This is a genomic window from Amycolatopsis sp. VC5-11 (assembly GCF_037034185.1).
Lineage (GTDB): Bacteria > Actinomycetota > Actinomycetes > Mycobacteriales > Pseudonocardiaceae > Amycolatopsis > Amycolatopsis nivea.
In genome coordinates, this window is sequence record NZ_JBAGKF010000001.1 from 579,340 (window position 1) to 593,086 (window position 13,747).

15 protein-coding genes and 1 pseudogene are annotated in these 13,747 nt (G+C 69.0%); 2 read left to right on the plus strand and 14 right to left on the minus strand.

Annotated elements, in window-relative coordinates:
• Genes WA670_RS02945 through WA670_RS02955 form a run of 3 tightly spaced genes read right to left on the minus strand, consistent with a single transcriptional unit; the run spans window position 1 to window position 2,827 of the window.
• Window positions 1-825, minus strand: a complete 825-nt coding sequence (locus tag WA670_RS02945) for an ATP-binding cassette domain-containing protein (RefSeq protein ID WP_037808853.1) — start codon at window positions 823-825, stop codon at window positions 1-3.
• Window positions 822-1,811, minus strand: a complete 990-nt coding sequence (locus tag WA670_RS02950) for an ABC transporter permease (RefSeq protein WP_009084957.1) — start codon at window positions 1,809-1,811, stop codon at window positions 822-824. Before WA670_RS02950 ends, WA670_RS02945 begins: the two co-directional genes overlap by 4 nt.
• The gene (locus WA670_RS02955) at window positions 1,808-2,827 is read right to left on the minus strand and encodes a substrate-binding domain-containing protein (RefSeq protein ID WP_037808854.1); all 1,020 of its coding nucleotides are present in this window, start codon (window positions 2,825-2,827) and stop codon (window positions 1,808-1,810) included. The genes WA670_RS02950 and WA670_RS02955 overlap by 4 nt, the downstream gene beginning before the upstream one ends.
• A 131-nt stretch (window positions 2,828-2,958) precedes the next feature.
• Between WA670_RS02955 and WA670_RS02960 the strand changes: the two genes are divergently transcribed.
• Both WA670_RS02960 and WA670_RS02965 read left to right on the plus strand, forming a co-directional pair.
• Entirely contained in the window at window positions 2,959-3,981 is a 1,023-nt protein-coding gene (locus WA670_RS02960) for a LacI family DNA-binding transcriptional regulator (protein ID WP_037808855.1), read from the plus strand.
• Between the two features lie 134 nt (window positions 3,982-4,115).
• Window positions 4,116-4,982, plus strand: a complete 867-nt coding sequence (locus WA670_RS02965; protein WP_037808857.1) for a LacI family DNA-binding transcriptional regulator — start codon at window positions 4,116-4,118, stop codon at window positions 4,980-4,982.
• 3 nt (window positions 4,983-4,985) lie between these two features.
• Here WA670_RS02965 and WA670_RS02970 read toward each other — a convergent pair.
• The 11 genes and pseudogenes from WA670_RS02970 to WA670_RS03020 form a co-directional block, all read right to left on the minus strand.
• Window positions 4,986-5,981, minus strand: a pseudogene (locus tag WA670_RS02970) (glycoside hydrolase family 76 protein); the annotation flags it as partial.
• Between the two features lie 462 nt (window positions 5,982-6,443).
• Complete coding sequence (locus WA670_RS02975; protein ID WP_336156863.1) at window positions 6,444-7,103, minus strand: TrmH family RNA methyltransferase; 660 nt, start codon at window positions 7,101-7,103, stop codon at window positions 6,444-6,446.
• Between the two features lie 16 nt (window positions 7,104-7,119).
• The gene (locus WA670_RS02980; protein WP_037808862.1) at window positions 7,120-7,518 is read right to left on the minus strand and encodes a DUF2784 domain-containing protein; all 399 of its coding nucleotides are present in this window, start codon (window positions 7,516-7,518) and stop codon (window positions 7,120-7,122) included.
• 265 nt (window positions 7,519-7,783) lie between these two features.
• On the minus strand, window positions 7,784-8,056 hold the full coding sequence (locus WA670_RS02985; protein ID WP_336156864.1) for a hypothetical protein: 273 nt from the start codon (window positions 8,054-8,056) through the stop codon (window positions 7,784-7,786).
• A 48-nt stretch (window positions 8,057-8,104) separates the two neighbouring features.
• Window positions 8,105-8,407, minus strand: a complete 303-nt coding sequence (locus tag WA670_RS02990) for a hypothetical protein (RefSeq protein WP_336156865.1) — start codon at window positions 8,405-8,407, stop codon at window positions 8,105-8,107.
• Window positions 8,404-8,766 carry an Asp23/Gls24 family envelope stress response protein gene (locus WA670_RS02995; protein WP_037808867.1) on the minus strand — a complete coding sequence of 121 codons (363 nt, stop codon included), beginning with the start codon at window positions 8,764-8,766 and terminating at the stop codon, window positions 8,404-8,406. Before WA670_RS02995 ends, WA670_RS02990 begins: the two co-directional genes overlap by 4 nt.
• Complete coding sequence (locus WA670_RS03000) at window positions 8,763-9,320, minus strand: hypothetical protein (RefSeq protein ID WP_037808868.1); 558 nt, start codon at window positions 9,318-9,320, stop codon at window positions 8,763-8,765. The genes WA670_RS02995 and WA670_RS03000 overlap by 4 nt, the downstream gene beginning before the upstream one ends.
• Window positions 9,311-9,865, minus strand: coding sequence for an RNA polymerase sigma factor (locus WA670_RS03005; RefSeq protein ID WP_037808869.1), 555 nt, complete (start codon window positions 9,863-9,865; stop codon window positions 9,311-9,313). Before WA670_RS03005 ends, WA670_RS03000 begins: the two co-directional genes overlap by 10 nt.
• 92 nt (window positions 9,866-9,957) lie before the next feature.
• Entirely contained in the window at window positions 9,958-10,521 is a 564-nt protein-coding gene (pyrE, locus tag WA670_RS03010; protein ID WP_037808870.1) for an orotate phosphoribosyltransferase, read from the minus strand.
• A 40-nt stretch (window positions 10,522-10,561) separates the two neighbouring features.
• Entirely contained in the window at window positions 10,562-12,985 is a 2,424-nt protein-coding gene (locus WA670_RS03015) for an ABC transporter permease (protein WP_442893062.1), read from the minus strand.
• Window positions 12,986-12,999: 14 nt separating this feature from the next.
• Window positions 13,000-13,746 (minus strand): ABC transporter ATP-binding protein, encoded by a 747-nt coding sequence (locus WA670_RS03020; protein ID WP_238603795.1) that lies wholly within the window; start codon window positions 13,744-13,746, stop codon window positions 13,000-13,002.
• Window position 13,747: the final 1 nt, after the last annotated feature.

The following is a 13,747-nucleotide window of genomic DNA, read 5'->3' on the forward strand; positions in this document are numbered from 1 at the left end:
TCAGGTCAACCCGGCGTGCGTGGTGGACGCGACCTCGACGACCTCGCCGTTGTCGTCGAGCTTCAACGCACCGGTGAGCAGGCCGACCACCTGGTTCATGCTGTGCGTCTTCGGCGTCACCACGGCGACGCGCTTGCCGAGCCGGTGCACGTGGATGCGGTCGGCGATTTCGAAGACGTGCGGCATGTTGTGGCTGATCAGCACCACCGGCAGGCCGCGGTCGCGGATCCGGCCGATCAGTTCCAGCACCTTCGCGGATTCCGCGACGCCCAGCGCGGCCGTCGGCTCGTCCATGATCACCGCTTTGGTGCCGAACGCCGCCGCGCGCGCCACCGCGACGCCTTGCCGCTGCCCGCCGGACAGCGTTTCCACCAGCTGGGTAATGGATTTGACCTTGATGCCGAGGTCGTCCAGGATCCGCTGCGCCTCGGTGCGCATGGTCGCGCTGTCGAGCTTGCGCAACCCGATGCCGAACGGTCCCTTCAGCCGCTTTTCCCGGCCGAGGAACATGTTCGACGCGATGTCCAGCGCCGGCGCGACCGCCAGATCTTGGTACACCGTCTCGATTCCGTAGTGCCTCGCGTCCAATGGGGACTTGAAGTGGACCGTCTTGCCGTCCACTTTGATCTCGCCGGCGTCCGGCACCACCGCACCGGACAATGCCTTGATGAGACTGGATTTCCCGGCCCCGTTGTCGCCGACGACGGCGAGCACTTCGCCGGGGTAGAGGTCGAAATCGGCGCCGTCGATGGCGGTGACCCGGCCGTAGCGTTTCACCAGGCCGCGCGCGGAAAGGGTCGGCTGCTGCTCGTTCGAGGAAGTCATGACTGCTGCTGCCTCCGTGCGATCCGGTCCACGACCACCGCGGCGATCAGCAACGCGCCGGTCGCCAGGTCCTGGTAGTTGCCGTCCACGCCCATCTGCGTCAGCCCCGAACGCAGCACGGCGACGACCAGCGCGCCGAACAGCGTGCCCAGCACCGAACCGCGTCCGCCGAACAGGCTCGTGCCGCCCAGCACCACCGCGGTGATCGAGTCGAGGTTGCCGAGCTGGAACTGGTTCGGGTCGGCGTTCGGCGTGCGGCCGAGCGCCTGCCACGCGGCGATGCCGAAGCACAGCCCGGCGACGAGGTAGACCGACAGCACGGTGCGGTTGACCTTGATCCCGGACAGCCGCGCGGATTCCGGCGCGTTGCCGACGGCGTAAACGTGCTTGCCCCACGCGGTTTTCGTGAGCGCGTACCAGACGGCGAGGAACATGAGCAGCGCGAGCGTCATGCCGTAGGTGATCGGGATGCCGCCGAAGAGGTACCGCTTCGTGCCGAGCCAGGTGAGCAGTCCGTCGGACACCGGAACCGCCTGGCCGCCCGCGATCAGCTTCGCGACCGCGGTCAGGCCGGTGAACGTGCCGAGCGTGATGATGAAGGCGGGCAGCTTGATCCGCGTCGCCAGGGTGCCGATGAACAGGCCGACCACGACGGTCAGCGCGACTCCGGCAAGCAGAGCGAAGAAAACGTTCGTGACCGCGGCCAGTTTCGCCATCACCAGCGTCGCCACGACCATCGACGACGCGTTGGATAGGTCGATGCCCGCGATCAGGATGATCAGCGTCTGGCCGAGCGCGAGCGTGCCGACCACCAGCGACTGCTGGACCACTGTGGACAGATTGTCCAGGTCGAAAAAGGTGTCCGTGGCGAAGGAAAACACCAGGACCGCCACGACCAGCGCCAGCGCGGGACCGACCGCGGGGGCTCGCAGGAAGAACTCGCCGAGCGTTTCGCGCTCGCGGTTGTTGACCGTCGCGGTCGTCATTTCCCGCCTCCCCAGCAGTTCTGCAGACCCCAGGCGGTGTCCTTGCTCGGCACCCCCGGCATCGGGTGGTCGGTGATCGCGGTCGAGCCGGTGTTGACGAACCCGCTCGGCTTCTTGCCGGTCTTCGCGTACTCGACCGCCGCGAGCACGCCCTGTTCGGCCATCTTCCGCGGGAACTGCATCACGGTGACGGCGAACTGGCCGTTCTTGACGTTCTGCACGCCCTCGCAGCCGCCGTCGATGGAACCGACGGTGAGCTGGTTGGTGAGGCCGCGCGCTTTGAGAGCCGCGTACGCGCCGCGGCCCATCGGCTCGTTCATCGTGTACACCGCGTTGAGGTCGGTGGTGCGCTGGAGGAGGTTCTCCATGCCCTGCTGGGCGAGGCTCTGGTCGCCGTTGGCGTTGGTGTGGCCCTTGATCTCCGGCGCGCCGTCCTTGAGCCCGATGCCCTTAAGGAACCCGCCGTGCCGCTGGGTGTCGACCGAACTGCCCGCGGTGCCGTCGACCATCAGGAGCTTCGGGTCCGCGCCCTTCAGCGCCGCCTTGACGTACGCGCCCTGCTGCTCGCCCGCCGCGAAGTTGTCGGTGGCGAAGGTGGCGTCGACCGCGTCCGGCGGTTCGGTGGCGGTGTCGAGGGCGATCACCAGGATGCCGGCGTCGCGGGCGTCCTTGATGGCCTTGAGCACGCCGGTGGACGAGCTCGGCGTGATCAGGATGGTGTTCACGCCCTGCTGCATCAGGTTCTCGATGGCGCGCACCTGACCGTCGTTGTCGCCGTCGAACTGCCCGGCGAGCGCGCTGAAGTCAGCGCCGTTGGCCTTGGCCGCGGCGGCCGCGGCGCTGCGCAGTTCGACGAAGTACGGGTTGGTGTCGGTCTTCGTGACGAGGCCGACCTTGGCCTTGCCGCTGCCGCCGGTTTTGGAGCTGCCGCCCCAGTGGCGTTCGACGGTGCACCCGGCGGTGGAGACCGCGACAGCGGCCGCCAAGGCGAGTGCGGTGAGACTCCGGTGTCTCATGGAGATGCCCTCCGAATCGAGGTGCGAGCTTGCCGATGGACGGGAAGGTAGACAGACTCATGCCATGACGCAAGCGTTTGCGCAAACGCTTGCCAACGCTCCTGGTTTCGCTCTCTCGATAAAGGACAGACATGCCGCGACCCCGCTCCGCCCGCCCGACCCAGCGCGACATCGCCGAAATGGCGGGCGTGTCGATCACGACGGTCTCGCACGTCGTCAACGGCACGCGGGCGGTGGCCGAGGAGACGAAAGCCGCGGTGCTGCGCGCGATCGAGACCACCGGGTACACCGGCGACGCGATCGCGCGCTCGCTGGTCACCGGGGGTACGCGGTCGATCGGGATGGCGATCTCGCTGGTCGCGAACCCGTACTTCGCGGCGCTGATGCACGCGATCGAGCGGGAGGCGTCGGCAAACGGATACACCGTGCTGCTGGCGGACACACACGACACCGCGGGCACCGAACGGGACGTGGTGCGCGCGCTGCGGTCGCGCCGGGTCGACGGACTGCTGATCACGCCCGCGCCCGGCGACGGGTCGGTGCTGGGCGAGCTGGTGTCGCTGGACGTGCCGACCGTGCTGATGGACCGGCTCACCACCCGGACCGACATCGACCAGGTCGGCGCGGAGAACATCCAGGCGACGTCGGCACTGACCGCGCATCTGGCGTCGCTGGGCCACCGCCGGATCGGGATGATCTCCGGCGCGCCCGGGCTGACGACGAGCGACGAACGCGTGCTGGGCTACCGGCTCGGCCTCGGCCGGTCGGGCTTGAGCTGGTCGCCTGACCTGGTGGCGTGCGGACAGTCCTCCCGCGACGGCGGCGGCTTGGCGTTGAGCACGCTGCTGGCGCTGCCGGATCCGCCGACCGCGCTGGTGGTGGCCAACGACAGCATGATGGTCGGCGTCCTGCACGAGGCGCGGCGACGGGGTTTGCGCATCGGCCAGGACCTGCCGGTGGTGGTGTACGACGACGTCGAGTGGGCCGATCTCGTGGACCCGCCGCTGACGACGATGGCCCAGCCGATCGACGAAATCGGCCGGCGGGCGGTGCAGTTGCTGCTCGCTCGACTGGCGGATCCCGGCCGACCGGCCGAGACTGTGCGGTTGCCGCCGACCTTGCGGCACCGGGCTTCGTGCGGGTGCGCGTCGTGACTGCCCCGCGTAACCAGGCACGCGGCCGTTCACTCACCTCAGTGATTCTCGGGACCCGATCGTCTCGGACCCTCTCTGGTGCGGCCCGACAGTGGCTACTGTTGGGTAGGTATCGACGACGAGGGCCATGAAAAATGACCGTTCTGGCGCCGGAGGTCCCCCACTGGGACCTGCCGGTCACCCATCGGTTCGGGGTGGCATTGGGGAGGCACGCCAGCCCGTACCACGACCAGCTGCTGCGTGCCATCCGCGGCGCTGCCGCGCGGGCGGGTTGCGACCTGCTGCTGGCCGACACCAGCGACTGTCCGCGCGCGGAAGCCGAAGTGCTGCGCGCACTGCAGGCGGACCGGATCGATGGCGTCCTTCTGGTGCCCGCGCCCGGTGACGAGGCGGTCGTGAACGGTCTCGTGCGGACGGGTGTGCCGACGGTTCTGGTCGACCGGATCGCCGGCCGCAACGACGTCGACCAGGTCGGTTCGGAGAACTTCCAGGCCATGTCCGCGCTGGTCGAGCACCTGGCCGCGCGACGGCACCGGCGGATCGCTTTGATCACCGGCACCGAAGGCACCACCGTCAGCGAAGAACGCGCCCTCGGTTACCGCCTCGGCCTAGGCCGCGCCGGGCTGCGCTACAACCCGGAACTGGTGGCGTCCGGCCAATCCACCGCAGGCGGCGCGGCCCGAGCTGCCGCCAAACTCCTGGACGGCTGGCCCTCGCCGACTGCCTTGGTGGTCGCTGGTGAAGCGATGCTGATCGGCGTGCAGTGGGAAGCACACCGCCGCGGCATCCGGATCGGATCGGAACTGGCGGTCGTCGGATACGGCGACATGGACTGGGCACGCACGGTTTCCCCTGGCGTGACGACGATGGCACAACCCATCTCGGAAATCGGCCGCCGGGCAGTGCAGTTGCTGCTGGCGCGCTGCCGCGAGCCGGAGCGCCGACCGGAGTCCGTCCGCCTCGCGCCACGGTTCCTGCACCGCGCTTCGTGCGGCTGCTGAGTTTCACAGGGTTGCCGCGGCCTCCAGCAGCATCCACCCTCCAATTTGGACAGACAGATCCCGCTCCGCCTTGCCCGGCGGATTCGGCGCTGGCTTGTCCCAGTACGCGCTGAACAACGGTCCGGTTTTCTCTTGTGCCGCACCGTTCCAGCATGCTTCCGCTGATTTTTGGACCAGCCTTTTCGCTGCTTCGGCTTCCGGCCTGGGCAGTTTGTTGGCCTTGTTGGCCGCGAGCGCGAGGTAACGGGCGGCGATCGCCGAGAAGAGCCCGCCGTCGCCTCCGTCTGATCCCGGGAGAATCCCTTGTGGTGCCAGGTGTTTCTCCACCGCACGGATCGTGCGTGCCGCGTCTTCCCAGCGGGACTGCTCCAGGCATGCGCCGAGGTAAACCCCTTGGCAGTACGAGAAAATATGCTTGACCACTTCGCCGGTGTCCGCCCGGATCCCGTCCCAGACCAAGCCGGTCTCCGGGTCTACGAGGGTGTCGGTGAGCCATTGCGTCATGGCACCGGCGCGTTCTTGATCACCCGTCCGAGCGTGAAAGATAGCGGCAGGCCCGTTCGCGGGGGTATTCTTGAAGGAGTCGCCGCGCCGCCACCAAATTCCCCCGCCAAGGTCTTCTGTCCAGCCTTCGTGCAGCCGTTTGCTGATCGCCTCGATCGGTTCGTCCACTGTGGATAGTTGGAGTTGACGCACTCGCTGCAGCGCGAGCCCTAGCCAGGCTATGTCGTCGTAGTAGTCGTTTACCCAGGAACCGAAATTGCGCCGGTGCACCGTCGCGATGAAGCGGTCGATCAGCCGCGCGCGTTCGTCGGTGGGCTGACGGAGCTGCGCGTCGACGAGACTGTCGAGGAGATGGGCCTGCCACCAGTAGTTCCAGTGCCAGTGCAACCGCTGACTAATGGTGGGCGGCCACCCACTCCGACCTAGGACGGTGCCCGGGAGAGCCCATAGGCGGCGGAGGTGTCGGGCGCAGACCGCCTGTTCGGCTGAGGCGGCGCGTTCGAGTGCTGCGGCACGCTCGGCTGAGGCGTGGCTCTCGGCTGCCGCGGGTTGCTCGCTCGCTGCGGCACGCTCGGCCGGTGCACCCTCAGCCACCGCCGCCGCGGTGCGCTCGGCCGGGTCGATTGCGTCATTGGCTTGGTCGACTGTGCGCTCGGCCGGTGCCGCACGCTCAGCGGGATTCGCCGCGCCCGCAGCCGCATTCGGCGTGCGACCGGCAGAGTCGTCCGAGGGCGATGCGGCAGGGCCGGGCGCATCGCCACGCGCAGCAGAATCGGCGGGCTCGGCTGGATCGGCGGTCATGACCTGATTCTGCCTGCGCTGCGGAGAACTTGCCTCTCTACGCACACTCCCGTCTGAGCCGCGCGATCGGCGCTAGGCCTGGGTTCTCGTGAGCGGCCCCGGTTCTAACCGGCGCAGCCGCTCACGAAGCACCCCATCGGTGGCAAAGCGGCGAAGTCACCAAGCCTTGGAGAGGTCCGCATGCTGTCGGACCCACGCGTGCATCACGATTCCGGCCGCAACTCCCGCATTGATAGACCTTGTGGTGCCGAACTGGGCGATGGAGACCACTTTCGCCGAGTCCGTCTGTGCGGCTTCGGACAGACCAGGGCCTTCCTGGCCGAACAGCAGCAGGCACTTCCGGGGCAGTTCGGCGGTTTCCACCGGCTCTGCGCCGGGCGTGTTGTCCACCGCTACCACCGTCAAGCCCTCTGCGGTGGCGAATTCCAGCAGCGTCGCGACGTTCTCGTGGTGGCGGAGGTGCTGGTAGCGGTCCGTCACCATCGCGCCTCGGCGGTTCCAGCGGCGGCGGCCCACTATGTGCACTTCCGCGGCGGCGAAGGCGTTCGCGGTGCGGACGACCGTGCCGATGTTGTGGTCGTGCTGGAAGTTCTCGATCGCGACGTGGAACGGGTGTCGTCGGGTGTCCACATCGGACACGATTGCTTCGCGGCGCCAGTAGCGGTAGGCGTCGACCACGTTGCGGCGGTCGCCGTTGGCCAGGAGTTCGGGGTCGTAGCGCGGGTCGTCCGGCCAGGTGCCTGGCCAGGGGCCTACGCCTACCTCCTCGCGGTTCACCCACTCGGTGGGGCCCGCTTCGGGTTGTTCCGTCGTCACGAAGGACGATTCTCGCTCAGCCGAGGCTGACGCCGTGCGCCGGACTGTCGTCGTGGCGGTGGCGCCACCTCAGGTAGGCGCCCAGGTACGAGATCACCAGCACCGCCAGGGCCACCACGACCACCACCGGCAGCAGCGAGCGCGGGATCACCGTGCCGTAGAGGTAATACGCGTTGAACCCGCCCGGCAGGTCGCCGAGACCCTGCTGATGCCGGAAGAAATCCTCCAGCGCGGTGAGCGGGCACGGAATCGGCGTGACATTGACCAGCACGCCCCACACCGCGAAGAAAATGTGCACGAAAACGACCTTCGGCCACCGCCACGCGAGGAAGCCGCCGAAGCCGATGAAGAGCAGGGCGAGGATGTGCACCGCCACGGTGACATCGGCCAGAACATGCGCGACCGTCGTGTCCACCTTCGCCCCCTTCCCAGTGCACCTACCAGCGACGTTACTCCGATTACCCGTCCAGGGAGCGGGAAATAGGGGGACCTGATGTGATGTTCGACCCACCGGAGCAACGAGTTCACCCGGCAGGTAACGGAGGGATCACTCCGGGTAGGAGACGGGGCGGAACACCCCGCACGAAGGGACCCGACGCGCCGTAAATGACTTCGTTCCGTGCACGCGAATCGACGGAGAAAACGAGGGAAAAGCGGGTGACGAACGCGGAAGAAGGACCTCAGGCCGGCGAGCCGGTGCCGCCGAAACCCGGCCATAGGGTGTCCCCATTGAGCTTGAGGTCGTCGGGCAGCTGGCCATCGCGGTGCCCGTCCGCCGTCGCCCAGACGACCTCGGAGTCGGGGTAAAGAGTCACCACGAAGCCCACGTCAGCGGGGTGCGCGTACTCGATCGAGAGCACGTCGTCGACGCTGAGCACGACTTCGTCGCCATAGGGTTCGACGTTCCAGGTCCGGGGCTTGTCGTCGTTGTTGGTCACCTGGATCCGGATCATCCGCGCCCCTCCCGTGGGTCGAGGCCGACGATACGCGGAAAAGGGCGTTCAGCCAGCGAACGCTGCTCCGTCGATGTCCGTCACGACGAGGCGGATGGTTGCGTCCGCCCACTCGGTCCCGTCGAGTACCTTGCGCACCTGGGCTTCGGCGGCCGACAGCAAGGGCGGCAGCGGCAACCGCAGCGCGACCACCCGGATCTCCACCGATTCCGCGGTCAGATCCACTGACCCACCAGCGGGATCGGTCGGCAGCCAGCTGATTTCCGCGGCCACGCTCGTCGCGGGGCGGAGGCCGTCGACGGCCGACAGGGCGTCGGCGAGTCTTCCGGTCAGCGAACGCGGATCGGTCACTTCCGCCCCACTTCGATGTCCAAAATGGACACTCGAACGGCGTCCACGGAGCGGCCGGTCTGCGCGAGGACTTCCCGGAACACCGCGCGCTGCACCGCGCGGCCCACGGCGGCGGCCTGGTCCGCACCCGAGATGACCACGTCGACCTCGACCGTCAGGCTGTCCTCGTGGGCACGGACCCGGACGCCGTCCGCGGGAGCCGGTTCCAGGCCCTTCCAGCGTTGCCTGGCTTCGCGGGCCCACGCGGTCGCCAACCCGCGCAGGCCGGGTTCCAGGCGCACGACTCCGGCGGTTTCGGCGGCCGCGCGGGCGGCAACGCTCGCGATCACCGGGGCGGCGATCACGTATTCGGCGGTCATTCCCCGTCCTCGTACACGTCTTCCACCAGCAGATCCAGGCTGACCAACGAAATACCCACCCGCGAGGTCGCGGCAGCGGACACCAGTTCTCGTACGCGGGCCAACGTGTCAGCGCCGCTGGTGTTCCCCAGTCGCGCCGCGAGGGTGAGTTCGACCTCGACCTGGGCCGCGCCCGACGAATCGACGCCGACCTTTCGCACTCGCACCCGGCGGGCGCGGACGTCGCCGGCAGAATCGGCCGCATAGCGGAGCACGACCGCGACGGCTTGTTCGCTCACTTCGACCGAACCCGGTTCGGCGGCGGCGAGATCCAGCATCTGACCGCGGCGCACCTCAGCACGGACGGCCGACATGATCCGGCCGAACAGGTCCGGCGGGGTCGGGTCGGGCTCGTCGATCAGTTCCTGCGTCGCCGAGCGCAGGGCCAGCAGGCTTTCCCGCGCGGTACGGCAGTGGACGCACTCCGCCTGGTGGTCGTCGGACTCGTCCAGGCTCTCCCAGAGCGTTTCCAGTTCCCGGCCGCACGGCAGTTCGTAGTCCTGGTTCACCTCCACGGCTTCATCACCTCCGCCAGCTGCGCACGGGCCCGGGCGATGCGCCCCCGGACCGCGGTGGGGTTCGCGCCGACGATCTCGCTGATCTCGTCGTACGACCGGCCGTGCACTTCACGCAACAGCCAGCACGCCCGTTGCTGCGGGGTGAGCGTCTGAAGCGCCTCGTCGAGCGCCGCGAGCTGGCCGCTGACCTGCACCGCGTGCTCCGGCTGCGTGTCGCGGCGCGGCGATTCGGCCAGGTCGAGATCGACGTCAGCTTGCGGGCGGCGCGCCCGGATCACGTTGAGACAGCGGTTGGTCGTTCCGCGGTACAGCCAGCCGACGAACGCGTTGTCGTCGTTCAGCTGCGCCAGCTTCCGCCACGCGCCGAGGAACGCTTCCTGCACTACGTCCTCGGCGTCGCCGCGGTGATGCAGCATTTTCAGGGCAAGCCGGAACATCGGGCCCTGATAACGCTGCACGAGCTGTTCGTACGCGCGCACGTCGCCGTCTCGCGCACGGCCGACGAGGGTGGCGTCGTCGAGCGGGACACTGGTCGTGGTCACGGCACCCCCTTCCGTCAGGGGGACACCGCGTGGCGGGCATTCGTCACGCACGCATTGTGGGTGACTGTGCTCACTTCCGCTCGGTTGACTCCTCAGCTGAGCCCGAGGTCGTCCTTGCTCAGCAAGTACCGGTACTCGAGCCCGGCCTTCTCGATGGCTTCCCGCGCGCCGGTGTCGCGGTCGACGACCGTCGCGACGCCGACCACAGTGGCCCCGCCTTCGCGCAGCGCCTCGACCGCGGTGAGCACGCTGCCGCCGGTGGTGGAGGTGTCCTCGACGGCCAGCACCCGCTGCCCGCGCACCTCCACGCCCTCGATCCGGCGCTGCATCCCGTGTTCCTTGATCGCCTTGCGGACGACGAACGCGTCGAGCACCACGCCCTCGGCGGCGGCGGAGTGCAGCATCGCCAGCGCCACCGGGTCCGCGCCGAGGGTGAGCCCGCCGGTCGCGACGTAGTCCCAGTCAGCGGTGAGCTGCCGCAGCAGCTTGCCGATGAGCGGGGCGGCCGCGTGCTGCAGCGTCGCCCGCCGGAGGTCGACGTAGTAATCGGCTTCCTTGCCCGAGGCCAAGGTGACCTTGCCGTGCACGACGGCCAGTTCGCTGACCAGCCTGGCCAGTTCGAGCTTCGCAGTTTGATCCAACCCGGGGTACGCCACGGCCGAGAGTCTTACACACGGCACCGACAACTTCCGCGCGTCACTCCCCGGTCGCGACGGCCGTCACCGGACGCGTCCGCGTCGCCACCCAAGCGGGCAGGACCGCGGCGACCAAGGCGAGCACGATCGCGGTCGCGATGATCACCAGGTAGATGGAGATCGGCCCGTCCGGCAGCACCCGTCCGGTCGCGACGAGGCAGAACGGCACGATCGCGCCCGCCGAGACGACGGTGCCCAGCAGGATGCCGATCGCGGCGATCAGGCCGCCTTCGCTGGCGGCCATCCGCAGCACCTGGCCGCGGGTGAAACCGCCGAGGCGCTGCAGCCCGAACTCCCGCCGCCGTCGTGAAGTCGCCATGACCAGGGTGTTCACCACGGAGATCACCGTGTAGCCGACGATCATGCCGACCAGCAGGTAGTTCACCCACGCGCCGGTCTCGTCGTTCTTGGCGTTCGCGGCGGCCAGCGTGCTCCGGTCACCGACGGACACCGGGAGACCGGCGGTCGCGGCGGTCAGGCTGCGCGTCAGCCGGGCCTGGTCGACGCCGGGCTCGGCGCGGACGAGCACCTGCCGGGGGAGACCCGCGGCAGTGTGCGCGGCGAGCAGGTCGGCGGGCAGGAGAAGCTGTTCGGCGCCGTCTCGCTGCTGCACGATCGCGACGATGCGAAGGGTCCGGTCGGTCCCGTCGCCGAGACGGAGCGTGACGGAATCGCCGACGGATCGGGAGACTTCGGCGGCGTCGGGCAACGCGATCGTGTCGCCTTTGAGGTCGGCGAGATTGCCTTGCACGACCGTGGCCGCGTTGATCGTCGCGTCGGTGAGGCCGAGCGCCGGGTAGCCCTTCTTGGTCTGGTTCTCGTCGAACGGCGCGGTGATGAACGCGCGGCTGCTGACGTACGACGAGACCGCCGCGACGCCGTCCGCGTGCCGGACACGGTCGAGAGCCTCCGGAGAAATTCCAGTGGGGCCCGCGACGACCGCGTCGGCGCGGAGGTCTTCGGCGAAGGCCTGCGCGGAAGCGGCGGTGGTCGTGGTCTGCAGGTAGATGTTGGCGGTCGCGATGCCGACCGCGAGCATGATCGGCGTGACCGCGCCGGCCACCCGGGTGGCCGCGTTGCGCGTGTTGGTGATCGCCAGCCAGCCGGTGACGCCGCTGATCAACCGCATCGGGCCCTGCAACAGGATCGCGGTCAGCTTCGTGACGCCCGGGCTGATCATCGCGACGCCGATCGCCCACAGCATCACCGCCGGACCCGCCGTGCTCGCCGCGATGGGTCCCGTCATCACCGCGAGCGTGACGATGCCCAGCGCGGTCCCGCCGCCGAAGCACAGCAGCGCGACGATCAGCCGCACCGGAGTCAGCCAGCTCCGCGGCACGGAGGCCTCGGCGAGCGCCTCGGTCGGCCGGATGCGACCGACCCGGAATCCGGCGACCAGCGCGGAAATCCCGACGGCGAGCATCGTCGCGCCCGCCGCGATGATCATCGGGATCCAGCCCTGGTGGAACTGCACCTCGGGCGGGATGAACCCACCCGAAGTGAACTGTTCGAACAGCCATCGGCCGAACACCGGACCCAGCGCGGCCGCGACTCCGGTCGCGAGCACGCCGATGACCAGCGCTTCGCCGAGAACCATGCGCCGCAACTGCCGCGGCGTCGTGCCGATCGCGCGCAGCAGAGCCAATTCCCGCTGCCGCTGGCGCACCGACAGCATCAACGTGCTGGCGATGACGAACACCGCGACCGAAATCGACAGTCCGCCCGCGACACCGGCCAACGGAATCAGCCGTGCGCCGCTCGTTTGCGCCTCCGGGAATTCAGCGAGGCCGCGCTCATCCCCAGTCAGCACGGACACCCCCGACCCGAGATGCAACGCGGCCGGATTGTCAGTGACGACGCCGAAGTAGTCGACCTTGCCGGGGTGGCCGGAGAGCTGATCGGCCACATCGTCGGCGAAGAACACGTCGGAACCCTCAACCGTCCGAGCGACGCGGTAGTGATTGATCTTCCCTTGCACCGCAAGGTCGACCGTCGCGCCAGCCGACGCACCGCTGGCGGCGGGCAGCACCACTTCGCCGTCTCGCGGCGCGGGTCCGGGCAGCCGAGCGGACTCCCAGCCGTGCGCGACGAGAGGCTGTTTACCCAGCGATACCGGGAAATTCACCTCACCGACCACAGTGGACACACCAGGCGTCGCGCGGATCGTCTCCGCCAGCGATCGGTCCAGCCGAACCCGCTCGGAGAGCGCGACCGACTGCGTCTTGGGCTTGTCGGAGTGCTTCTGCAGCTCGAAATCCTGTTGTCCGGTAACAACTGCCGTCGCCCAAGCCAGCCGGTGCGGCGGCGTGGCGGACCGGATCCCGGTCTCCATCAGACCGGCGCAGGCGGACACGATCACCGCGCCGAGGAAGGCGGCCACGAACGCGGCGATGAACCCGCCGGTGCGGAAACGCAAGGTGCGCAAGGCAAGACTGAACATCAGAAGCCGCCCACCGGCGTCCGGTCGGCCCAGGCGCCGAGGTGCGTCATGCGTTCGGCGACCGCCGTCGCGGTCGGCCGGTGCAGCTCGCCGGCGACGCGGCCGTCCGCGAGGAATACGACGCGATCCGCGTAGGAGGCCGCGACCGGGTCGTGCGTCACCATCACGACGGTCAGCCCGCCGCGCACCGATTCCGAGAGCAGGCCGAGGATTTCACTCGCGGTACGGGTGTCCAGCGCGCCCGTCGGCTCGTCGGCGAACAGCACGGCCGGGCGGCTGACCAGCGCGCGGGCGATCGCCACCCGCTGCTGTTGACCACCGGACAACTGACCCGGCAGGTGCTTGCGCCGGTCGCCCAGCCCGACGTGCCCGAGCATCTCGGCGACGCGGCGGCGGTCCGGACGGCGACCGGCCAGCCGCAGCGGCAGCACGACGTTCTGCTCGACGGTCAGCGCGGGCAGCAGGTTGAACGCCTGGAAGACGAACCCGACCTTGTCCCGGCGCAGCTTCGTGAGCCGCGTTTCGGAGAGCTTGCCCAGTTCCTGGTCGTCGAGCAGGACCGAACCGCTCGTCGGCCGGTCGAGTCCGGCCGCGCAGTGCAGGAACGTGCTCTTGCCCGAGCCCGACGGACCCATCACCGCGGTGAACCCGCCGCGCGGGAAGGACAGGCTCACCCCGTCCAGTGCCGTGACCCGGCCGTATTCCTTGCGGACGGATTCGAGCCGCACCGCTTCCCCAGTCGCCATG

What these genes read in the sequence shown, in the direction of transcription:
- WA670_RS02945 (WP_037808853.1), bottom strand. Translation starts at nt 825, where the DNA reads ATGACTTCCTCGAACGAGCAGCAGCCGACCCTTTCCGCGCGCGGCCTG.
- WA670_RS02950 (WP_009084957.1), bottom strand. Translation starts at nt 1,811, where the DNA reads ATGACGACCGCGACGGTCAACAACCGCGAGCGCGAAACGCTCGGCGAG.
- WA670_RS02955 (WP_037808854.1), bottom strand. Translation starts at nt 2,827, where the DNA reads ATGAGACACCGGAGTCTCACCGCACTCGCCTTGGCGGCCGCTGTCGCG.
- WA670_RS02960 (WP_037808855.1), top strand. Translation starts at nt 2,959, where the DNA reads ATGCCGCGACCCCGCTCCGCCCGCCCGACCCAGCGCGACATCGCCGAA.
- WA670_RS02965 (WP_037808857.1), top strand. Translation starts at nt 4,116, where the DNA reads ATGACCGTTCTGGCGCCGGAGGTCCCCCACTGGGACCTGCCGGTCACC.
- WA670_RS02985 (WP_336156864.1), bottom strand. Translation starts at nt 8,056, where the DNA reads ATGATCCGGATCCAGGTGACCAACAACGACGACAAGCCCCGGACCTGG.
- WA670_RS02995 (WP_037808867.1), bottom strand. Translation starts at nt 8,766, where the DNA reads ATGACCGCCGAATACGTGATCGCCGCCCCGGTGATCGCGAGCGTTGCC.
- WA670_RS03020 (WP_238603795.1), bottom strand. Translation starts at nt 13,746, where the DNA reads ATGGCGACTGGGGAAGCGGTGCGGCTCGAATCCGTCCGCAAGGAATAC.